Consider the following 22,287-nt stretch of genomic DNA (forward strand, 5'->3'; position numbering starts at 1 on the left):
AATCCTTATCATGAATCCAGAGGATGTAAAAGACCAGTTTATAGAAGTACTCACAGAGATTCAGACAGATAGTGGCTATGGAGAAACACCAATCTCAGGAAAAACCTGTCCCATGACTGACCTGGAAGGGTTTGATAGTCTCCTGTGTATTGAGGCGATTAATATGCTATCTGACAAACTCAACGTGGAGATTCCCAGTAACCAGATTCACAAAATAGGTCTTTCACAGGACGGCAAGCAGTGGCTCACCATTGATGAGTCCGTTGAGGTAGTCTGTAAGATTGTCAACACAGGAGAGACTTAGGTATGAGTCATCAAGAACAGAAGAGGTCAATTATTGCAGCCCGCTTGCGTGAAGCTCGCAAGATGGCGGGACTTTCCCAAGCTCAAGTGGCTAAGATGCTTGGTCTTCATCGCCCTTCAATTACGGAAGCGGAAGCTGGAAATAGAAAGGTTTCTGCTGATGAGATCACGAAGCTGGCTGAAATTTATGACGTAAGTGTGTCATGGTTACTTGGAGAGGGTGCAGACAAGCTTGATATCCATGACGACAAGATTCAGCTTGCCGCTAGAGAACTCCGAAAGCTTAAGCCAGATGACCTTGATCGACTTTTAACAATACTTGCCTCGATGCGTAGAGGGGGAGAAGTACTTTGAGAAATCAGACTTTGAGAAATCAGAGAAAGGTGTTGGCACAACAAGCCCAGCAGAAGGCAATCGATGTGCGGAGGAATGCAGGTTTTGACAACAAAAGCCCACTCTGTATTTACGGCTTGTGCGATAAGCTTAATGTGAGGGTCAAGTTTGTTGACATTAGCATGGAGGGTATCTATCTCCGAGAAGCAGAGCCGATAATCTTGCTTTCTGCATTACGCCCTCTCCCCAGACGCATCTTTACCTGCGCTCACGAACTCGGTCATCACGTCTTTGGACATGGTTCAACTATCGATGAACTGATAGAAGAATCAAAAAGCTCTACGGCTTTTCAACCAGAGGAGTTTTTAGCTAACTCATTTGCTGGATTCTTGCTTATGCCAGTTTTAGGCGTGCGGAAAGCATTTGTTTCGCGGGGATGGAATGCGGATTCAGCAACCCCAGAACAAGTTTTTACAATTGCCTGTAGTTTTGGTGTCGGGTACGAAACCCTAATTACTCACATAGCTTACTCTCTCAAAATGCTCTCTTCTTCAAGGGCTAGTACGCTTCTCAAAACAAAGCCCAAGGCTATCCGTGAGAAGGTGCTTGAGCGTCCATCTAGTGACCCATTGATTATCGCTGACGAACACTGGTCAATGCCCACAATTGATGCCGAAGTTGGAAGTCTCCTTTTGCTTCCAACTGGTGCGGAAGCAGCAAATGATACTATCACCTTTGAAGAAAATCACCCGAAAGGACGCCTATTCAAGGCTAACCGTCCCGGTGTTGTGCGGGTTTATTGCCGTGACACCGGATGGGCTGTCTTTGTTCGTGTCTCGCGCTATCAGTTTATTGGTCTAAGTCAATATCGACATCTTGAGGAGGTGGAAGATGAGTAACAGTTCACCTCTTTTGATTGATGAAAACAACCTTTCCCATGCTTGGGCAAAAGCATTTTTGCATATTATTGATAATCCAGGCAAGGAAATTTCCCCTCTTGTGGTGAGCATCACAGGTTTTAATGATGGTATTCCAAATGAGGATATCGATATTCGACAATCGCTTGATAAGTGTCTTGCTGATAATGACGAGCAAAAAATCCACACGGTTGCCAATACAATTTTCCCGGATTCCCTTTGGAGAAGGTCTAAGTACCAACGCCATGAATTGTTTGAACGGTATCTCAATTTTCTTCCCAGGGCTAAGGCAATAAAACATTGTAAAAAGAAAAATAGCCGTGGTCTTTACTTTGAAAGACTTATTGCCTTTGATTCTGATAATTCACCTAAAATCAACCAACTTGAGTTCATTATTTCTGAATATCAGAAACGCAAAGGGGTTAGGAGATCGATGTTTCAGGCATCAATTTTTGATCCTCGGAGAGATCATGTTAGTGACGCTCAACTTCCGTTTCCCTGTCTGCAACACGTTAGCTTTGTTCCACAGGAAAAAACGCTTACGATGAATGCTTTTTATGCTACCCAGCAGCTATTCAATAAAGCCTATGGTAACTACTTAGGGTTATGCAGGCTGGGGGATTTTATGGCTCACGAAATGGAACTAACGTTTAGCCGTATGAATTGCTTTGTTGGTGTAGCTAAACTGGATAACATTACCAAGACTTCAGATACTCTCGCTCCAGTCAAGGAGGCTTGTCGAGAAGCACTGTCTTCAAAGACAGACTAACCAGCAACGGACGCCAGCAACGGACGGAACATAGTATGGCAGCCAAACAACCAACGCGGGGAAAATTGAAAAGCGATCGCCAAAACAAACCTATTGATGAACAACTAAGTCTTGACTTAGGTAACTATGGTAAACCCAAAATAAATGACAGTATAGATATTGCTGCATACTCCCACATTCTGCCTGCAAAACCCACCGTTGTTTTTGATACATACTGGCGTTTTGCAGCAGAAAGGCAGAAAATCTTTTTCAAAAAGTTGCAGGGAGAACCAATGCCTTGGACTAACGATCCAATCCTTTCTACCTTCAAATTTACCAATGCCTACCGAGCATCAGATCGCACCAGCCAATACTTGATCCGTCATGTTATCTACCGAGCAGATCTTCCTGACACTCCGGAAGAAGTCTTTTTCAGAATTATTCTGTTTAAGATTTTCAATAAGATTGAAACATGGCAACTTTTAGAAAATAAGCTTGGCAATATTATCTACGCAGACTATTCTTTTAAACGCTATGACAAAATTCTTACCGAAGCCATAGAAAACAGTCAACGCATCTATTCAGCCGCTTATATAATGCCGTCAGGAGGCAAAATACTGGGGCATACAAGAAAGCACCGTAACCATCTCAAGTTGATTGAGCGGATGATGGTTGATGAACTACCAAAGAAACTCGCAGATGCAGCAAATATGCACAGAGGATTTGACCTCTTGCGTGAATATCCTACTATCGGTGACTTTCTGGCATACCAGTTTATAACAGATGTCAATTACAGCGAAATTACGAATTTCGATGAAATGAGTTTCGTCGTTCCTGGTCCAGGTGCGCTTGATGGTATTCGGAAATGTTTTGCCGATCTTGGTGGTCTAAATGAGCCAGAAATAATCAAGTTTATGGCGGAACTTCAACAATCAGAGTTCGAGCGATTAGGTCTTGATTTTCAGTCCCTATTTGGACGACCATTGCAGTTAATCGATTGCCAAAATCTATTTTGTGAAGTTGATAAGTATTCTCGGATTAGGCATCCAGAAATTTCCGGAATATCAGGTCGAACTCGTATAAAGCAAAAGTATTCGGCTCGTGGAGAACCAATTGATTACTGGTATCCACGTAAGTGGGGAATTAATCAAGCGATTAAAGAATACAGAGAATACAGAATAACCAAAGCGGCTACCCAAGCTAAATCAAAATCAAACTTCAAGGAGTGAATAATGGAGTTTCGCACTTATCAAGAGCAAGCATTGAAGAGCGATCGGATTCCTACCAATAGTGGAAATGAAATAATCGTACCCTTGTTGGGTTTAGTTGGTGAAGCAGGTTCACTGCTTACTGAATACAAGAAATACCTCCGTGATGGAGACGCTCACAAACTATTCAAAGAGGGTATTGCAGAAGAATTAGGAGATTTACTTTGGTATGTTGCCAACGTAGCCAGCAAATTTGAGCTTGATTTAGGAGAAATTGCAGAAAGCAATCTTCAAAAGTGTCATGACCGTTGGGGATGGAGAGATGCAGAACATACAGATATTAACGTTATAGGATATATATTCGACAGGGACTTTCCCAAACACGAATGTTTACCAAGACAGTTTGCAGTAGAGATTACTGAGGTGAGCCATGATAACTCAGTGAAAATGCAAGCATTTGTCAACGAAAAACAGATTGGAAACAACCTCACTGACAACTCCTACGCTAATGATGGTTACCGCTTTCACGATGTTTTCCACCTCGCCTATGCTGGGGTTTTAGGTTGGTCTCCGGTTACTCGTCAACTACTTGGATGTAAACGTAAAAGTAATCCTAAAGTTGATGAGGTTGAAGACGGTGGTCGCGCTAAGGCAATTGAAGAGGGTATATCAGCACTTGTTTTCAGTTATGCTAAGGCTCATAATTACTTGGAAGGAATTTCCGCACTTGATTACCAACTGCTCAAAACAATTAAAAATATAACTTCTCACCTAGAAGTTGATCGATGTTCGCTCGGTGATTGGGAAAAAGCCATTCTTATGGGCTACGATGTATGGCGTCAAGTAGAGAAAAATCGAGGGGGAGAAGTTATTGTCGATCTCGATATACGTTCCATAACTTATCAGCCACAGTGACAGCTTAACTCGTAAAAGAATGTTCAAATTTAAGGATTTCTCACTCACGATTTGAAGCAACAGCGATCGCGCCTTGGACACTCAGCCGGATATAGAGTACCCTAAACTAAACGCCGTGGGCGATTTGACTTGAACCCAACTCCATACCCTCTCATCCCCATGTCACAGGAATTCCGCCAAATTGTCCCCACCCCTCCGCCTGCTGTAGATAGTTTTGCCACCTACCAACTCGCTCAAGAGTTCCACCGAGAAACGCAGTATCGTCAAGAATTCGAGTCCTACTGCCAATGGTATCGCCAAACTGCCCAACGCCACCAACAGGAACTCCAAAAAATGCAAGGTGACATCAACCTGTTTAGGTGGTTCTGTCGCCGCTAATGATTCATAAAGTAATAATACTCAGTCAACCATCGATGCTCATAAGTCAATATATTCAATCGTTGGCGAATTCTGCTTTCTCCCCGTGAGCAAATAACAATTCATTTGCCCCTTCCCTTTGACTTGAATCGGACCGCGATCGTCAAAATGATAGCGATGCTTGAGGCGCTTATAGGTGTCTTCCGTTACCTGAATACTCCCTGGTAAGCCGTGGGATTCCATACGACTGGCAATATTTACCGTATCTCCCCACAAATCATAAATAAACTTTTTAATCCCAATAATCCCTGCAATCACCGGTCCAGTATGAATACCAATGCGAATACTAAAAGATTTCCCAGTTTCTTGACAAAATTGCTCAATCACCCGTTGCATATCCAACGCCATATCCGCGATCGCTTCCGTGTGGTTGAGCATCGGCATCGGTAGCCCCCCAACCACCATATAGGCATCACCAATCGTTTTAATCTTTTCTAAATGGTGTTCCTCAACCAGTTGATCAAACTCTGAAAAGATTACATTCAAAATCTCAACCAACTCAATCGGCGAGGTGTGAGACGCCAACTCGGTAAACCCGACAATATCGGCAAAGAGTACCGTCACCTCATTAAAGTGATCCGCGATCGTCCGTTCTTCTCGCTTCAGACGATGGGCAATGGGTGCTGGCAAAACATTCAGTAGTAAGTGTTCTGATTTCGCTGTTTCCCGATCCAATGTTGTTAACGCCGAAGCAAACTGTCTGGCAATAATTACTGCCGCAATTAATGCTACTAACACAGCCGCCACTAATAATACCGTCGCCGTCTCACTAGTGTCATTAATCGTTCGACGCGCTCGATCCGCCTCCGCATCTGCCAAGTCGATTAATTTATCGGCTAGTGCCTGTGCCTGTTGATCAAAATTGCGAATTTTGTCCTGAATTTCCTTGTCGAGTCGAACGATATCTTTAGCAACCGATTGATAAGCATCGAGATATCTTAATGCCTGTCTCCGTTCCGTTTCATTAAATTTAGCACTGGTGTTAATTTGCTCACGTAATTGTTGCGCTGTTTTAGTCAGTAACTCCATTCTTGCAGGTTCACGAGTGGATAAATATTCCTTTTCATAGGACTGCATTTGATTAACTAATCCGAGAAACTCTTGAGCCTCTGCTAGTTCCAAGCGATTCCGCAATAGAGTTAAATTTTGTTCCAGTTGTTCGAGTACACCAACATTATCAATTCCCAAATTACTCACCAAACCCACCGTTTCCTGGAAACTGCGAGAATATTGCTCAACAATTTCCACATACTCGACTAAATCCGGATTACTCTGCCGTTTAAATATCCCCCCCTGAACCTGAGCCAGAAGCTCTTGCAGTTGGCTACTAATATCGATAACTTTTTCAATTTCTTGGCGGTGTTTGTCGCGAAATTCATTCAGATTGGTACTGGAAAAATTAATGCTGGGCCACCGTAAAAAGAAATCAATTTCCACGCGACGAGCATTACGTAACGCGGCATCCATTTCAAACCCGCGTCGTTGAACTTCAATACTGGTCAGAAGCACCGCTTTGGTCTCATTACGCATTTGCCGCAGAGAGACAAAGCCTGTCATTGACACAATACCAATCAACAACAGTAGCGCAATAAATGCCAACGCAAACTTGGTTGTGATGCTAAGTTTGCGCCCACCTCCAGTCAGGCGCTTCCATATCTTCATAATCCTTTCTTATTTAGTCCTTCGTCATTTGTCCTTAGTCCGAAGTCGCCTTTCAATAACCAATAACCAATGACCCAGCCATTAATTTGTAGAGACGTAGCATGCTACGTCTCTACTCAATAATCCCCCCCAGAACCATAGCGCCATGCATCCAGCCAACGGTGGTAATAGTATTGGGGGGTTGGGGGTAATTGATGTACGGGTTTACTCATGAATTGTCCTAATGGATATAAGCCACTGTAGACACCCAGATTTATGTAATGCACCATCCAATCTAACAGGGTGGTTAACCCAACTTGGGGAATCACAGGCGTCACCAGTCCGGGTTTAGTTAGGGAAATCAGTGTTAGAGTTTGGAATAATCCAGAAAACTGCACCACATCTTGCAGGAAAGGACGCAGTACGTCATCCCCCAACTGTGCCATTGTTTGAAAAACGCCACTCAGCAACTCATTGATTTGATTGGGGGGTATATTTTGCTCAACGCCCACACTCATTGCCCGTTGAAACATCCAGGTAACGGCAATATTCGGCTGATAGGGTTGCAGTAGACTCAAGGCGTCTTGGGTCAAAATGTCGCCGCTAAGGGCTTCCTGGATGCCTTCTGTTAAACGTTTGAGGTGACGTACCATCGAACCAAACCCGCCAAAACTGACGGGGGATTGAGCGCCACTGCTATCACCCACGGGCAGAATTCGATTCCAGGGCATTCTGATAGGGCTTTCTTTGTAGGATGGGAAAAAGCCAAATAACACTCGTTTAAAATCAAGTTGGGAGAGTTCTACCCCCTGATAGTCGGGCAATAGCCGGAAGTATTCCTCCATAAAAAAACCCAAACTGGGGCGTTGGGGATGGGCGTCGAGATAGCTGAATAAATAGGTGGTTCTGCCATCTCTGGCGGGAAACGCTTCCCAAAAGTATTGACACTGATTCTGAATGGGTGTAAAAGAGACAATTAAATCTCCTGTATCATTCTGGGTAAAGCCTTGAGCGCAACTACCCACAACCAGACAAACCCCTTCCGGTTTTTCCCCCTGTCGCACTTGTTTAACAATGGGAGAAAAGTTGCCCATCGCATCAATCAGTAACCGAGTGTTTAACCCACCCGCCGCCTCGACGCGCACTCCATCAGGATGAATCACCGCCCCCTCGAATGCCGTTTTTTCCAAAAGCTGACCCCCAGCCTCGATAAACTTGGACTTGAGGGTATCTAGAAGGAAAACCGGGTCAACGCCAATATTCAAGACATCCCGCACCCAGACATCCTCTCCCCCCAAAAAACTAACCCGACCTGGGTTATACTCAGATGCGATCGCGTCCTCTAATTCTTCAGGCGATAATAGGTCAAGTTCCAGGAATACCTCAAGTTCTGGGCGGGAAATATTCCACTCTTGATCCCTCCCTCGCAGAATTCCCCGTTCCAATAGGGCGACGCGCCAGCCTCGCCTTTGCAAAGCAGCACCCAGGAAAATGCCTAAGGTACCACCACAGATAACGATATCCCAATCGACGGTTCCTAAAGGTTCTTTTGATTCCTTAACCACCTGAGGAATCGACGTGGTATCGTCTCGCAACGCTTGCCAGAATTGGTCAGCCTTCCGCAAGCCTGCCAAGACGTCTCCCGGTAGTTGGGAAAGAATGTGTTCAGTTTGACTCATGACTCTCTCGTTTGGCACAGATGCTCCCTCTACATCCTAATCTGCGAGGGGCAGGAGGCAAGGAACAAGGCAATGATATAACGGTTCAGTAAAACATGACCGAGGCAAAATGACACTGACTTAAACGGGGTTCGTAGTAGGGTCTTTAGTGACAGTAGCGCTAAAGCACTGACTACAATCTCTGAAGTTAGTTGACATTCGATTTAAACGGGGTTCGTAGTAGGCACTTTAGTGCCAGCAGCGCTTTAGCGCTGACTACAAACTCTCAAGTTGAACCCTCAATTTCGTCTGTTCGCTGTTCCCTTGTTTTAAATCTGAAAAATGAACAAACTATTTTTATTAGCTATTATCGTTATCGGCTCTATGGGATTCGCGACTCCGGCTGTAGCCGAAACTAAAACCGCCGAATCAGGAAACGTTCGAGCTGATTTTTCCTATCAAAGCCAAGACTTTTGTTTAGAGTTCGCCATCATGAGAACGGGCTAAGAACCCGCCGAGTTGAGCTGTAACCCTGAAAAGTTCCCTGTTAGTTGCCCGGAATCGTTCCGGGCTTTTTAGTGGGGGCATGGGTTGTGCGATCGCGCTCGAATCGTCCTCTCCATCAGGTTTTGAGCCAAGTCCAAAAAATTTTTTGCTCAAACCCTTGACGAACCTGTAGTATATTTGTAGTATATACTTAAGAGCGAAGGTGAAAGAGCCAAACAGCTTAACTCCAAGCGCTCATACCGAACCTTGAAAACTGAATATGTAACACATTTTTTTATCAATGTGGGGGCGTAGCTCAATGGCTAGAGCAAAGACCTGTCGAGTCTGAGGTTGCGAGTTCAAATCTCGTCGCTCCCGCTATCTGGCTCCATCGTCTAGTCAACTACCTACGCTAACCCCTTGGGGGTATAGCGTAGGCTTGCAAGAAATTGTAAGCCGTGTTGACCAGCTTTAGTTCCTATTAGGAACTCCGTTATTTGAGTCATGACACCCTAGAATGCGTGCCAGTTTTAGGCTCTGTCGCTATCCGTTCACTATCGTTGGTAGAGCCACGCGCTGTTAACGCGGGGGTTGTAGGTTCGAGTCCTACTGGGGCAGCCATTTATTGCCCTGTAGTGTAACTGGCAGCATATCTGACTTTGACTCAGACGGTCTAGATTCAAACCCTGTGATGTAATTGGAAACATGAAGTATGTATAATACACAAGAGATGAAACAAGCAAAAACCAAGCATGGCATCTTTCTAGGGTGAGTTACACCCAATGTTAAGCCAGTGGACTGGTTAAGTGCCGTCACTGCCAGGATGAAGCAGGAAGTAAGCACCAAAGAAATCTATTTTTAGGTAACTTTGGGTAAGTCTTATGTAACGGATGAAGCAAGAGTGGCTTTCAATTTCATAACCTGGATATCAGCAAATGCTACTATTGCCCCCGCCACCTGCTCCAAAGTACACACCGACTCGCGACTCAGGCAAAGCTTGAATGTTCACCTTCCCAAATCTGAAGTTGTCGTTCAGCCGCAACGATACAATTGAGAAATTTGGGTGGATGTAAGAAGTTGTCATAAGCAACTGCCATCTGTCTAGCTGCTTCATCATAGGGAATTCGCCCTATTCCTGTGCCTAACCCAGGACAGGCAATCTGATCAATTTTTCGGGTGGCATTTTGATTGTGTCGTCGAACGGCTAAAAGCATTGCCCACATTGCTATGTAGGGGATATCCGTACCAGCAATAGACATGGGTACTCGCATGGTGGGTGTATGAGCCAGAAAAGGGTGTTTGGGATGACCCGTTTCCAAGATGAATGATGTGCCAACAGGCTGTTCACCCAGGAATTCTTCCAGGATGTACTGCTGTACTTTTGTCATCAGGGAACGACCAAAAAACTGTAAAATTTCTGCATCCATGCCCCCATCCATCATGCCAAATGAATTGGCAGGGCTGACTAAACAGTCAAATTCGGGCAACCATTGGAAATAGTCGTTGACGATTTCCACATTGGGTAAATAGCTGAAATACTGTTGAAACGCTGCAAACAGTTGTGAGCTGGGAGCTACAAGTATTAGCTTCAAGTTGTAAACTGACCTCCGCTTAGAACGCTATTTTAGAGGCAAACTAAGGGGAGTGTCAACGTACTAGAGTGGTTATTGGCAGTTATGAAAATAGCTAGTCATGCAGATGTGGTGTAAATGGCAACACAAGGGTGTGGTAAATCCTCGATGTGGGTTCGATTCCCGCCATCTGCTTTTGAATACAGGTGTTTAGTAAAGCCTTTTTACCTGGGCAAATCTTGCCACCTGTTTATCCGTAATTTTTATAGAAGAGGAGGTGTAGAAATGACTACGATGACGGTAACTGATACTTTGGCAGAATTAACACTGTTGGAAAAACGGATTGATTCGGCACGAGCGAATTTAGATAATAATACGTTAATTGCTGTTGTGGAAGTCGGCAAAGTGCCAACAGGCTATAAATCAAGAGAAGACCATGCCTCTAAAGCACGCGCGGCTTTACAACGAGTTGATGCTTTAATTGACAGACGACGCACTATTAAACGAGCTGTTGTTTTGTCGAATGCCTCCACTATGGTTTCCGTCGCGGGTGAAGAAATGACGGTGGCTGAAGCTATCGAGATGAAGAATTTTATCTTGTACTATGAGGCAGTTTTTCACACGATGGTGTCGGCGTATACTCGCACTCAGAATGAGTACAAAGCCGCTCAAACGCGAGTGAAAGATCGACTGGATAAGTTAGCCAAGGAGGTGTTGGGTAAAAATGCTGCGTCTGAAAAATATCAATCTCTGGCGGATAGCTTCTTAGAACGAGAAGGCGTCGAATTGCTCGACCCCACTAATCTGGCAGAAGCAATTGAGAGACGACAAGAGTTTGTTGAAGAGTTTAAATCAACGGTTGACCGGGTACTGTCAATTAGCAATGCCCGCACCATGATTGAGATTCCCGACTAAACTAGAATTGCTGGTCACTCGAAAACCTTTAAATTTATGGATTTAGATGGATAGCTCAATAGCGTAGAGCACATGCTATTAGAAGCATGAGGTGTCGATTCGCAACCGACTCCATCTACCACTACCTTTAAAGCTTAACGCTCAACGCTTAACGCTTAAAGTTCAATCGTTAAAGGTTAGACAATTAACTCTCAAACCATAAAGGTTAACGATCGATAAAATCCAGGGTGTTGGTTGTAGGTTCCATAAAACCTTGAGGTTCCCACCTGGCTGAGTGGTCAGCACTCACTTAAGCCCTCAACTAAAGTTGGGGCTAAAAGCTTAAACCCGTTGAAACGGGTTCAAAGGCTTCCCCTGTAAGCTCGATTCTTACTTTGGCTTTGACGCGGAAATTTATGCTCCTGTTGGTTAATTAACTAGGGGAAAGACCCCTCCCCGAACCTCTCCCCGAACCTCTCCCCGAACCTCTCCCTAGCCCTCCCCTACGAGGGGAGGGAAGTGGAATATATAGCAGTAGACACATCGATTAGGACTTTCCGAACTGTTGTAGAGACGTTGCATGCAACGTCTCTACCATAAGATGCGTCCTAACTGCTATGGCGATTGCTATATTTCTTATTTGGAGGGGCTTTCAGGCTCCCCCATGGAACAAAAAGCGAAGCATCCTTTGGTCTCCCCCTTTTTAAGGGGGATGGAAGGAGGATCTAAAATTGCTTGTGTCTATTCCCATTCTCGCCACTGGTTCGCCCAGTTTTGGAAAATGCCCAAAATTTGCTCCCGTCGCTGTTCAAAGTTAGCGGCAATGCTAATAAAAATGATGCCAACGATTAAGCCAATTACCCATTTGGAAAAGGGATACTGAAAACTCAAAACAACTAACTGGTAAAAAACCGTTAGCACAAATGTGGCAGTTCCAACCATTAAGAATGCCCGGATTCGCAGTCCTAATCCGGCAAATATGGCAATCAGGCTAATTATTCCTGGAATGAGTCCAGTCTCTTGATGGAAAAAGAACGCAGCTAAACAAATTATGCTACTACCCAGTAAGCGGAGATAATGACGAGTTTGTCGTGTTCGGGAACGTCTTAATTCTGGATCAATTTGGGCGATGTAGAGGCAAGAGCCGCCAATTATGGCAGCATACCATAAGGGTTCAGTGATCTGTTGATTAACTAAAAGCCGCCAGATTGCCCAATCAACAAAAAATAGACTCAAATATGTCCAGCGTAAATTAGACTGGCGGTTGGCAACCCAGGCATAAAATCCGGCAACCGCCAGTAAATTGATTGAAGATAGGGTTTGATAATTGAGGCAAACGGTTAGCAAAGGAGAGATGATGGCGTAATGTTGCCAAGGTTTATCATTCCATCCCCACCGTCGCCAGGGTAGTTGAAAAAGCGCGATCGCGAATAAACAAGCCATTACCCCTCTCCAGGAGTCAAATATACTCAACTGTGTCCATGTCAAACGTGCATAAACACCAGTGGCGGCGACTTCGGTTAATCCGGCGTATATCCAGAGGTTAGATGATGGGGGTGATGAGGGAGATAACTGGCGTTTTTGTCTTGTACGCCCCTGTAATAAGGCATAGATAGCCAGTACCCAACTGATGACAAGTCCGATGGTTCTCAGATTTGGTGTGGTAAATACAGACATTCCCACCGTTAACACCATCAAACAACTGGCAATTGCCCAGTGAATATGTGCGGTGATTTTAATTTCAGTGATACTGAGGTTGAGAAGGGTGGAACGATCGCGCGATTGCCAAAACCAAGCCAACACTCGATAAATAACCGCGATCGCAGCCGCGACACCCGCTAGAATGGTAAAGCCATCCGCCGGATTGCCGCCATCGGCTTGCAGCATCTGGTAGATCACCAGTTCATACCAAGCAATAGAAATACCCGCTAGGGAAAGATAGGTGAGCCCTTTCCAGGGAAAACGGCGACGCCCTACGCCTATCCCGGTTAACGCTGCACCAAGAGTGAGTAACCCGGTATACGGGGTGAAATACGTCCAGCGCAAACAAATGCCAATTAGGGCATAAATTAAGGGTAAAATCTCCAGTGCATCCCTAGACGTGCCAGATGCGCCATGGGGCGTCTCTACAGGTTCCTCGGTGTCTCCATCTAAACGGGCAAACCACCAATCGGTGAGGAATAGTATCACAAGTGCCAGGATAATATTGGCGGTGGCTAAGGTTAGGGTTGAACCATTTCGTAACAGAATCGTATTCGCGATCGCTAATTCGATTGTCCAGCTAATGCCATAGACACCAAATGTTGTAAATGATCGCCAACAGCGAAACCAAATCGCACCACCAATTAATATAGATGCGGCGAGGTAATGCCAACTGGATGGAATTAGTTCGACGTAACTCTGGGTACTATGCAGCGTCAGCAAGCCTAATTCTGTAGAAGACAGGGCAATTGCCCATCCATCCGAGGCTTGGGCGTATAACTGGGCTAAATCACCAGACTGGGGAATTAAGCTAGCCCGTAGCAGCCATAATCCCAAACTTGCGATCGCACCAACCAAATACCAATCGGCGACGGATAAGGGAGGTAATCCGGGAATTCCTTGCCACAGCCATGCACTAAAAAAGCTGAGGGCAAAACCAATTGTAATCGCGGCGGCTACCGTTTGGCGTAAATAGCGACTATTCAGGAACATTAACACTGTGGCAACCCCTAAGCCAATCAGTCGAATCTCCGGTTGGAATAGGGTTAGCCACTGGGCAAGAAATAAAGCGATCGCACTCCACGAAGTAGCCTGAATGCGCCGCGATCGCTGACTAAGACTGGCAACTCCAGTTAAGGTTAATGGGGTGAGTAACCATAAAAGTCCCCAAGGGTTAACCCTGAGCGAAGTCGAAGGGTGCATGGGAAAGGGAATTACATAAGTAATACTTTCCCCAGCCAGTAATACATAACTAATTCCAGCGAGGACAAAACCAATGTGCCAACAACTGCGATACCAACTCTGTTGGGGGATAGGAGATGGAGGATTTGCTGCTACCGTTTGCCCTTCCTGCCTTATACTCAGACTCCATTCTGCCACCATTAGCGCTAACAATAAACTTGCCCAGAGGGGTTCGCTGAGAGTTGGAAACCATCCATCGATAAACGAACAGAGGGTTAATAATCCGGCGATATGGGTGAGATAAACTAAAGGAATTCGCAGCGGAGGGCGGCGATGAGTAACAATAGCTAGGGTAACAGTGGAGAGTAATAGATTAAGAGATCGCGCCGTCGGATTCAGGCTACTGATTACCGTTAACATCACACCCAATCCTAATGTGAGTCCTTCCCCAAACCGGGCTAATTTAGGGTTCGACTTCCGATAAAGCCAATCGGTCAAACCTACCCACAGAATAATGTAGGGAAATAGGACGACACCCCACCAAGCTTCCACGTTTGAACCCATCTGTTGAGAGAGGAAACTGATTACCTCCTCTTGTACCGCCAACGGGATTAATCGCCATAGTAAAAACAGCGTTTGCAAGCCAATGATAAAGATAGCAGCTAAATCCAGACGCCGCCGAGAATACTGTAAGCGCTGGGCGAAAAACCCAATCGCCAACCCACTAACCGCCGTGGCTTGCCAAGGAATGTCTTCTCCTACCGAAACCAACCAACCCATCAACAGTAACCCGCCACCAATTCCATCCCAGACTTTTGTGCTAAAGGAGGAAACAGACTCTCGTGAGACGGCTGGAGGCTTTCCCTGTCGCGCCAACAACCAACCACAAATTCCCATTGCCAAACCGAGTTGGGTAATTGGCACATTCATCACGAAAATTGCCCGTCCTAATAACACCGTGAGGGCATAAATAACCACTAAACTACCTGTGGGTGCATTATTCGGCAAAGATGGGGATGCGCGAGGGGTTGCAGCGGCGGAGGGGAGAAAAATCGCGGTTCCGATTACGCCTAAATAAACAGCGACTAATGGAACCTGTGACCAATTCCAACCCCAGTGTAGATAACTCAACCATAAAACTAGAGAAGCACGGGAGGTAAGCCGAAATGAGTTGGTTTGGATAGACGGATTGATAACCGTAATTCCCGTTAAACTTAACGCCGCCACCCCAACAACAATCCATTCCCAGGGATGACGCCATAACCCAAAACCATCTATTGCCCAAAAATTCACCGGGACTAAAAGCAGGGCAATCAGTTGTAAGGTTTGAGAGGTTAACTTTAAATTAGAACGTTTTCCCGCCCACAGGCTAATGCCCCAAAAGACAACGGTATATGCCCATAACACACCATACTGTCCCGCTGGTGGAAAATTCTGCCATTGAGTTGCCGCCAAGACACCGGAAGAGACAACAACCAGAAAGACACCCAGAAACAGCAGCCAGCGTACACTCAGTTCTTCTTGCCATGACTGCCATATCCGGGATAAAGGCGACACTGTAGGAACGGGTTCCTCGACCTTGGGTTCCACCTTCCGGGATGGGGGGCGAGAGGGCAGGGGCGCAATCTCTGGTTCAGGGAGGCGACAAGATAGATAGATTCGACCGAGTTGCTTCACTTGGGCATCACTGATTAAACCCAAGCGCAACCAGGTATCTAGACCTTCGAGTAACTTGGGATTGGAGGCTGAAACAGTGAGTTCAATTCTCACAGGGCGTGGCGAGGACATAGTTTTCGGGGGTTCGTTCGTAGTAGGCACGCTTCGTGCCAGAAGAAGCGCTGAAGCGCTTACTACAAACAGATTAATTAATCCTAGTTCATTTATCGGTGGGGAGGGCGGGTTTTGTTGTTCATTTATCGGTGACCATCTAATTGAGTCCCTAAACCCGCCCCTACAGATTCCCTAAACCCGCTCTGACAATTGACGTATAAGGTATAAATTATTACTTATGAACAGGATAGCGATCGCGCAAGATACACTCAAGATTCTTAATGCTGGCTATTACGACTCTCCGACGGGTCAACGGGTTGATATTACTCAAGATTTAAACGCTTGTTTGGCGCAGACAAAATACTATGACCCAGATAGCCTCTCGACTCTCGAACAAAATGTTCTCTCCAGCACTCCCAAATTCTCTACAACTGAATTTGAAGTCAGGAATGAAACGACGTTAATCGGATCAGAACGTATGGCACAATCCCGACAGTTTCACAAGATTGGCGTCCTCAACTTTGCTTCAGCTAAAAATCCTGGCGGTGGCTTTATCAAGGGCGCACAAGCCCAGGAAGAAAGTCTAGCTAGAAGTTCTGCCCTCTATAAAAGCTTGTTAAAATGTCCAGACTATTATGACTATCATCGTTCCCATAAATCACTCCTCTACTCAGATCGGATCATTTATTCCCCAGGTTGTCCAATTTTCCGTAAAGATGATGGCACTTTACTAGAGCAACCCTATCGTGTCGATTTTATCACCAGTCCTGCTCCCAATGCGGGTGCAATTTGGCGCAATCAACCGAAAAATGGGGCAAGAATACGCGATGTTTTGTATAGTCGCGGTGCTAAAGTATTGAGTTTAGCCATTGAGCAGGGATGTGATGCACTCGTTTTAGGCGCTTGGGGGTGTGGCGTTTTTCAGAATGAACCCTCAATAGTTGCCCAAATGTTTGCTGATTTTTTATTATCCAATGGTCAATTTTGGGGACAATTCAAAAATGTGTTATTTTCTGTCCTTGATTCAACCCAACAAAAAAGGATAATCACCGAATTCCACAATCGCTTTTCAGCCGAATGACAAATGACCAATGACGAAATATAAGCCCCCATAGCTCAAGGGATAGAGCAGCAGCCTTCTAAGCTGAGAGTTCCAGGTTCAAATCCTGGTGGGGGCGTTTAAATACTGTTCAAAAAGGAGGTTATTTTCTTTGACTCAACAGACTGTGCGATCGCGCCTTGCGTGTCCTGACGTCTAAGAGCCTACATACTTAGTACGAGAGGAAGAGTAACGCTGTTCTATTAACAGTGGGCGTTTGAGAACGAGGAGTGCGAAGAACCCGATAGGTTGGCTTAGAGGTAGCCATCCTTTAAAGAGTGTGTAATAACTCATCGGCGGAGTCCCTCTAGTAACTGAGAAGGCGCATCACAACGCTCTAGTAACTTGCACGCGAGGGCGATCGCACAATTACAGGACATGGATTATAATAGTACAAAAATACCAACTAAAAATATGCCTGTCTACTTCTACAGCACCCGTGAAAAACCCTACGGTTGCTTTTCCAACTTCTCTCGCCATGGTTTTGAGTTAGATGGTTGTTGGTGGGCAACGAGTGAACATTACTTCCAGGCACAGAAATTTGTCGAGACGGATCGTCCTTGGTTCGACAAAATCCGCGAGGTGAAGACGCCCAAAGACGCTGCCAAGATGGGCAGAAGTCGGGAACACCCTATCCGAAGTGATTGGGAACAGGTCAAGGATGAAATTATGAAGCGGGGAGTTTTGCAGAAGTTTGAAACTCATGCTGATATCCGCGAAATACTTTTGGCGACAGGGGATGAGTTAATTGTCGAAAATTCCCCCAGTGATTACTACTGGGGATGCGGTAAAGATGGCAGTGGTCAAAATAAATTGGGAAAGATTTTAATGGCAGTGCGAGAGATATTGCGTCAATGATAAGTTGAGTAAAAATTTGGGTTTAATGCCGAAGAATATCAATTCATTTAACCTGGGTCTGTAGTTCTAATGGGAGAACGCCTGTTTTGCACACAGGAGGTTGCGGGTTCGACCCCCGCCAGATCCATGATGGTGTCTGAAGCCAAAGTGGTCGCGGCGCTTGTTTGTGGAACAAGTCAATAGCGGGTTCAAGTCCCGTCAGACACCCTTAACTGGAAGATGCCGCTGAATGGACGGCAAGCGGTCTTGAAAACCGTGGTACGACAGCGATGTCGTAGGGGTTCGATTCCTCCATCTTCCTCTATCCACCGGAAGCCGAAAAGTGAGGCGCTGTGCTGATAACGCAGAGGTAGAAGGGGCAGTACCTTCCCGGTGGATTCATCCCTCTGCCAGTGGATTCTGGCACTGATACTACGAATATCGGATGCGGTGGTTCGATTCCATCCAGAGGGGTTTAATCAGGGAATGTAGCTCAATTGGCAGAGCAGGTGACTCTTAATCACTGGGTTGCAGGTTCGATTCCTGTCATTCCCATTTGTCCAAGTGTGGCGTAGTTTAACTAGCTAATTGTATAACGGAGTGACCGATATTTCCTGTTTGGCAAACGTGAGCCAGGGGACGCCAGGGATACACTCATCGAGAGCCACGGACGCGATCGCAATTTTCCACCTTTTCTCAGAAAGACAATTCGTAGAACTACCTCTGTAAATGGTAAACTTAATTACTATAGAGATAGGTATAAATTACTGCCGCAGTGTACTCACGCATTTCTCCTTAGATTAAGATGGCTAATCTTCCGCATCCAATCCAGTATCAGGGAAGTAAAAGGAATCTTGCCTCAGACATTCTCAGGTTTCTGCCTAATAAAATAGGAAGGTTAGTAGAGCCATTTTCAGGAACTGCCGCGATTAGTATCGCTGCTGCTGCACGGCAGGTTAGTCAAAAGTTTTGGATTAATGATTTGAATCTGCCTTTAATTAAGTTACTAGAGTTAATTATTGAACAGCCCGACAAAATAGCATATTTATATACAAAAATATGGAATGAACAACATGGAAACTCGGTAGAACACTATTATAAGATTAGAGATGAATTTAATAAAACAAATGACCCTTTCTTGTTCCTCTATCTGCTCTCCCGATGTGTAAAGGGTTCTGTCCGATACAATAGCGATGGTTTATTTAATCAAAGCCCAGATAAGCGTAGGAAAGGTACCCGCCCTGAAAAAATGCGACAGAATATTGAAGGAGTTTCTCATTTGCTAAAAAATAAATGTTTATTTACGGCTCTCGATTATAAAGATGTTTTAGCCAAGGTTGACAATACTGATTTTGTCTACATGGACCCTCCCTACCAAGGAGTATGTGGGAATAGAGACTCTAGATACTGCTCTGGGACTAGTTTTGATGAATTTGTTTCAGCTATAGAAGTATTAAACAGAAAAGCAATAAAATTTGCAATTAGTTACGATGGTAAACGGGGCAATAAAATATTTGGTAAGAAACTACCGGAATATCTGGGTCTTAAGAAAATTCAAATCGAGGTAGGACGTTCATCACAGGCAACACTTTTAGGTAAACAGGAAATAACAGTAGAGTCATTATATTTGTCACCAACTTTACTCAGGGATTGCTCACCAGAAATAGAAAATTATATTCTTGGATTTCCTAAGCAATTGACGCTTCTATAGCAACATGGATAATTCTCAACAGTTACCTGACGATTTTATAAAAATTTGTCAGTCAGTAACAGCCAAAAGACCTAGATCGGTTATTGATCACATTATGCAGTTGTTCCAATAACAGTGGGCGTTTAAGAACAAGGAGTGCAAACAACCCGATAGGTTTGCTTAGAAATAGCCATCCTTTCAAGAGTGTGAACTCATCGACTCATCGGCAGAGTCTTAAAATGAATATTCATTGGGATTAAGCCTTTACAATTAGCCCATAAAAAATCAGCATTTTAGGTGCGTTAGCGAAGCGTAACGCACCCGATGAAATTAATTCTAAGCCAACTTACTCAACTCTCCATTACTCTCCTCTGTGATTATCGAACCAATCCCATCTAACGTCGCTGGAATCGTGCGCGGGTCCATAAACATGATCTTGCTGCTGTTACTACTACCAATTTTTATCCCCATATCCAAATAGTTTTGTGCCAATAAAAACTGTAGTGCTTGGGCTGATGAGGGAGCAGTGTTTAACTTTTTGCTAAGAATATCCATCGCGGCGGCTGTCCCTTGCGCCTTGAGAACTTGCTGCTTTTGTTGCGCTTCCGCCTCTAATATAGCGGCTCGTTGACGGGCTTCTGCATCAATAATTTGTGCCTCAGCTTCCCCTCTGGCACTATTAACTACTGCTTCTCGTTCTCCTTCCGATGTCAGAATTGCTGCCTGTTTTTTCCGTTCCGCTGACATCTGTAATTCCATCGCCCCTTGCACGGTTTTAGATGGCACAATATCCCGCAATTCTACCCGTGTTACCTTGACTCCCCACGGTGCTGTGGCAATATCTAATTCCCGCAATAGCATTTCATTCACTTCAGTGCGGGCGGTAAAGGTTTGGTTCAGTTCAAGTTTACCCATTTCTGAGCGAATTTGAGTTAAAACTAAATTCACCATCGCGGCTTGCAGATCCTGAACTTTGTAATAAGATTTTTCCAGATTAATTACCCGCCAATAAACGACAGCATCTACACTAATTGACACATTATCACGAGTAATACAATTTTGTGGTGGTATTTCTAAAACTTGTTCGCGAATCGTTTCCTGACAAGCAATTTGATCCAGGAATGGGATAACAAAATTTAGACCTGGTTCTAGTTTTTTACCATCATATCGACCCAGGGTTTCAACTAACGCCTCTTCCCCTTGTTTAATAATCTTGACACTCCCCGCTAAAGTTGTACCTGTTAGCGCGATAAATGCCATAAAAAACCACTGATACATTTTAATTCTCCTCTTGAGTACAATGAAATTCAATTGAACGTGAACGCCTCAGGCATCAATCAGTCTTGTAGAGTCCTGGGCATTGCGCGAGTACAATAAACCATGAACTATGAACTTTGAATCAATTAAGACCGAAACAAATGTTCTGGCAGAACAATTAATGTGTTATCCTCTTGTCCGACAACATAAACGGTTAGATTGGCAGGAATACTCATTTGCCGTTCTTGACAACGCGCTGCCCAAGAACTGCCTTCATAGAGAACTCGTCCCGTTTCTCCTGGTGAAATTTCCGTTAATGTTTTGGCTTCCGTTGCTTCTGGAACTTTAAATTTTTTCCGCTTGAGCAACATCGGACGTATCCAGATAACCGAGGCGGTAGACAGTAGCATCCAGTAAGCCACCTGCCAGCGAAATGCGACAAATCTTGTCATTCTAAACAAGCTAAACGCTATGATTAGGGAAATAATTCCCATTGATAGAGGCACAAGTCGGAATTTTTGGCTGAAGGCTTTCGGCAGAAACAACTCCAGTAGGCAAAGTACAACACCGCTACCTAACCAGAATAGGGATGGATGAGGGATAAAGGCTGACTTCGTAGTCGCTTGTGCCAGAATTGTTTGGGCATCAATGCGATTCACTTCTGTCTGCATTAACAGCAATGTGAACATCTGACTATTTTCAAATAGAAGGACGAATGACATAAGACGAATGACCAACTCATGGCATGACAATCAAGGTATTATCCTCTCGTCGCACCACATACACCGTTTGGTTAGGTGCGATCGCAAGTTCGGGATCGGCACAACAGGCTTGCCAAGAGGAACCCTCATACATCACTCGTCCTGTTTCTCCTGGTAATATCTCGGTTAACACCTGGGCTTGAGTCGCCTCTGGGATAGTATATTTAGGACGTCGAATCAACATAGGGCGCAACCAGATCGCAAACGCAAAGGATAATCCCATCCAATACATCACCTGTAAGCTAAACCCGTCATACATCAGGAATTGCCACTCAAACCCCAGTGCGATCGCGCCCTGCCATACAATAAATGAGACAAGTAGCGCACCTACACCCATCATCAGGGCAATAAACCGGAATCGCTTCGCCCAAGATTTGGGGATAAAGAATTCAACTAGGCAAAGTAGAACACCTACAATCAGCCAAAATATAGGGGGAGTAATCCGAAAGGTTGATTGAGTCGTCGCCTGTGCCAAAACTTGGGATAACACATGAATGTCCTCGTGAACTCGGTTAATAGCAAGGGTTTTCTCTTGCTAATTGCTATTAAATCCGGTGGTGATTTGAGTTCGTGATGGAGTTATTTGAGTTCTTATCGAGTTCTCATCGACTTTCCAGTAAGTCAGTCATTAGTCAATCGTCATTATTTAACCGTTAAGGAGGTAAAGACTCGTAGGGTGCGTTAGCGTAGCGTAACGCACCTTTACCCCCATAAGTAGTGTTGCTGCGTAAGTCCTGATTAAGCTGTCACGCATTTAAGTTGGGAATGGGTAGCGAGCAAGATGAATGGGTAGCGAGCAAGATGAATGGGTAGCGAGCAAGATGAATGGGTAGCGAGCAAGATGAATGGGTAGCGAGCAAGATGAATGGGTAGCGAGCAAGATGAATGGGTAGCGAGCA

General features: G+C 44.9%; 19 protein-coding genes and 7 tRNA genes. 19 read left to right on the forward strand and 7 right to left on the reverse strand.

Annotation, left to right across the window (positions count from 1 at the left end):
• The first annotated feature begins 10 nt into the window (after window positions 1-10).
• The 7 genes from RH949_RS05180 to RH949_RS05210 all read left to right on the forward strand — a co-directional run bounded on the left by RH949_RS05180 (window position 11) and on the right by RH949_RS05210 (window position 4,802).
• Window positions 11-304, forward strand: coding sequence for a hypothetical protein (locus tag RH949_RS05180; RefSeq protein ID WP_446352137.1), 294 nt, complete (start codon window positions 11-13; stop codon window positions 302-304).
• Between the two features lie 2 nt (window positions 305-306).
• The gene (locus RH949_RS05185) at window positions 307-657 is read left to right on the forward strand and encodes a helix-turn-helix domain-containing protein (RefSeq protein ID WP_446352138.1); all 351 of its coding nucleotides are present in this window, start codon (window positions 307-309) and stop codon (window positions 655-657) included.
• Window positions 654-1,535: an ImmA/IrrE family metallo-endopeptidase gene (locus RH949_RS05190; RefSeq protein ID WP_446352139.1), complete on the forward strand. Its 882-nt coding sequence runs from the start codon at window positions 654-656 to the stop codon at window positions 1,533-1,535. Before RH949_RS05185 ends, RH949_RS05190 begins: the two co-directional genes overlap by 4 nt.
• The gene (locus tag RH949_RS05195) at window positions 1,528-2,322 is read left to right on the forward strand and encodes a thymidylate synthase (protein WP_446352140.1); all 795 of its coding nucleotides are present in this window, start codon (window positions 1,528-1,530) and stop codon (window positions 2,320-2,322) included. The genes RH949_RS05190 and RH949_RS05195 overlap by 8 nt, the downstream gene beginning before the upstream one ends.
• A 35-nt stretch (window positions 2,323-2,357) precedes the next feature.
• Window positions 2,358-3,530, forward strand: coding sequence for a nucleotide kinase domain-containing protein (locus tag RH949_RS05200; RefSeq protein ID WP_446352141.1), 1,173 nt, complete (start codon window positions 2,358-2,360; stop codon window positions 3,528-3,530).
• 3 nt (window positions 3,531-3,533) lie between these two features.
• The gene (locus RH949_RS05205; RefSeq protein ID WP_446352142.1) at window positions 3,534-4,424 is read left to right on the forward strand and encodes a MazG nucleotide pyrophosphohydrolase domain-containing protein; all 891 of its coding nucleotides are present in this window, start codon (window positions 3,534-3,536) and stop codon (window positions 4,422-4,424) included.
• A 159-nt stretch (window positions 4,425-4,583) separates the two neighbouring features.
• Entirely contained in the window at window positions 4,584-4,802 is a 219-nt protein-coding gene (locus RH949_RS05210) for a hypothetical protein (protein WP_446352143.1), read from the forward strand.
• Window positions 4,803-4,841: 39 nt separating this feature from the next.
• Here RH949_RS05210 and RH949_RS05215 read toward each other — a convergent pair whose 3' ends face one another.
• Both RH949_RS05215 and RH949_RS05220 read right to left on the reverse strand, forming a co-directional pair.
• A complete protein-coding gene (locus RH949_RS05215) occupies window positions 4,842-6,503 on the reverse strand; it encodes an adenylate/guanylate cyclase domain-containing protein (RefSeq protein WP_446352144.1) in 1,662 nt (553 codons plus the stop codon).
• A 116-nt stretch (window positions 6,504-6,619) separates the two neighbouring features.
• Window positions 6,620-8,161 (reverse strand): FAD-dependent oxidoreductase, encoded by a 1,542-nt coding sequence (locus RH949_RS05220; RefSeq protein ID WP_446352145.1) that lies wholly within the window; start codon window positions 8,159-8,161, stop codon window positions 6,620-6,622.
• Window positions 8,162-8,482: 321 nt separating this feature from the next.
• On the opposite strand from RH949_RS05220, the gene RH949_RS05225 reads away from it, so the two are divergent.
• Window positions 8,483-8,647 (forward strand): hypothetical protein, encoded by a 165-nt coding sequence (locus RH949_RS05225; protein ID WP_157453197.1) that lies wholly within the window; start codon window positions 8,483-8,485, stop codon window positions 8,645-8,647.
• Between the two features lie 284 nt (window positions 8,648-8,931).
• Window positions 8,932-9,004 (forward strand) — tRNA-Asp (locus tag RH949_RS05230).
• A gap of 608 nt (window positions 9,005-9,612) precedes the next feature.
• On the opposite strand, the gene RH949_RS05235 is transcribed toward RH949_RS05230, so the two are convergent.
• Window positions 9,613-10,218: a macro domain-containing protein gene (locus RH949_RS05235; protein ID WP_006101659.1), complete on the reverse strand. Its 606-nt coding sequence runs from the start codon at window positions 10,216-10,218 to the stop codon at window positions 9,613-9,615.
• A gap of 102 nt (window positions 10,219-10,320) precedes the next feature.
• On the opposite strand from RH949_RS05235, the gene RH949_RS05240 reads away from it, so the two are divergent.
• Window positions 10,321-10,392, forward strand: a tRNA-Thr gene (locus RH949_RS05240).
• 90 nt (window positions 10,393-10,482) lie between these two features.
• Entirely contained in the window at window positions 10,483-11,112 is a 630-nt protein-coding gene (locus tag RH949_RS05245) for a hypothetical protein (protein WP_044207692.1), read from the forward strand.
• 720 nt (window positions 11,113-11,832) lie between these two features.
• Here the strand turns inward: RH949_RS05245 and RH949_RS05250 are convergent.
• On the reverse strand, window positions 11,833-15,762 hold the full coding sequence (locus tag RH949_RS05250; RefSeq protein ID WP_446352146.1) for a DUF2157 domain-containing protein: 3,930 nt from the start codon (window positions 15,760-15,762) through the stop codon (window positions 11,833-11,835).
• Between the two features lie 220 nt (window positions 15,763-15,982).
• Between RH949_RS05250 and RH949_RS05255 the strand changes: the two genes are divergently transcribed.
• The 8 genes from RH949_RS05255 to RH949_RS05290 all read left to right on the forward strand — a co-directional run bounded on the left by RH949_RS05255 (window position 15,983) and on the right by RH949_RS05290 (window position 19,391).
• Window positions 15,983-16,825, forward strand: coding sequence for a TIGR02452 family protein (locus RH949_RS05255; protein ID WP_446352147.1), 843 nt, complete (start codon window positions 15,983-15,985; stop codon window positions 16,823-16,825).
• Window positions 16,826-16,849: 24 nt separating this feature from the next.
• A tRNA-Arg gene (locus tag RH949_RS05260) sits at window positions 16,850-16,922 on the forward strand.
• 335 nt (window positions 16,923-17,257) lie between these two features.
• A complete protein-coding gene (locus RH949_RS05265; RefSeq protein WP_446352152.1) occupies window positions 17,258-17,701 on the forward strand; it encodes an NADAR family protein in 444 nt (147 codons plus the stop codon).
• Between the two features lie 54 nt (window positions 17,702-17,755).
• Window positions 17,756-17,828, forward strand: a tRNA-Ala gene (locus RH949_RS05270).
• A gap of 5 nt (window positions 17,829-17,833) precedes the next feature.
• Window positions 17,834-17,908: transfer RNA gene (locus tag RH949_RS05275), tRNA-His, on the forward strand.
• A 7-nt stretch (window positions 17,909-17,915) separates the two neighbouring features.
• Window positions 17,916-18,002, forward strand: a tRNA-OTHER gene (locus tag RH949_RS05280).
• 160 nt (window positions 18,003-18,162) lie between these two features.
• A tRNA-Lys gene (locus RH949_RS05285) sits at window positions 18,163-18,235 on the forward strand.
• A 250-nt stretch (window positions 18,236-18,485) separates the two neighbouring features.
• Window positions 18,486-19,391: a Dam family site-specific DNA-(adenine-N6)-methyltransferase gene (locus RH949_RS05290; protein ID WP_446352148.1), complete on the forward strand. Its 906-nt coding sequence runs from the start codon at window positions 18,486-18,488 to the stop codon at window positions 19,389-19,391.
• A gap of 315 nt (window positions 19,392-19,706) precedes the next feature.
• Here RH949_RS05290 and RH949_RS05295 read toward each other — a convergent pair whose 3' ends face one another.
• The 3 genes from RH949_RS05295 to RH949_RS05305 all read right to left on the reverse strand — a co-directional run bounded on the left by RH949_RS05295 (window position 19,707) and on the right by RH949_RS05305 (window position 21,878).
• Complete coding sequence (locus RH949_RS05295) at window positions 19,707-20,648, reverse strand: SPFH domain-containing protein (protein WP_446352149.1); 942 nt, start codon at window positions 20,646-20,648, stop codon at window positions 19,707-19,709.
• Window positions 20,649-20,773: 125 nt separating this feature from the next.
• A complete protein-coding gene (locus RH949_RS05300; RefSeq protein ID WP_446352150.1) occupies window positions 20,774-21,349 on the reverse strand; it encodes an NfeD family protein in 576 nt (191 codons plus the stop codon).
• 16 nt (window positions 21,350-21,365) lie between these two features.
• Entirely contained in the window at window positions 21,366-21,878 is a 513-nt protein-coding gene (locus RH949_RS05305; RefSeq protein WP_446352151.1) for an NfeD family protein, read from the reverse strand.
• Between the last annotated feature and the right edge of the window lie 409 nt (window positions 21,879-22,287).

Origin of the sequence: Coleofasciculus sp. A1-SPW-01 (assembly GCF_040217205.1) — a bacterium.
In the GTDB taxonomy this organism is placed as follows: Bacteria; Cyanobacteriota; Cyanobacteriia; order Cyanobacteriales; family Coleofasciculaceae; genus Coleofasciculus; species Coleofasciculus chthonoplastes_A.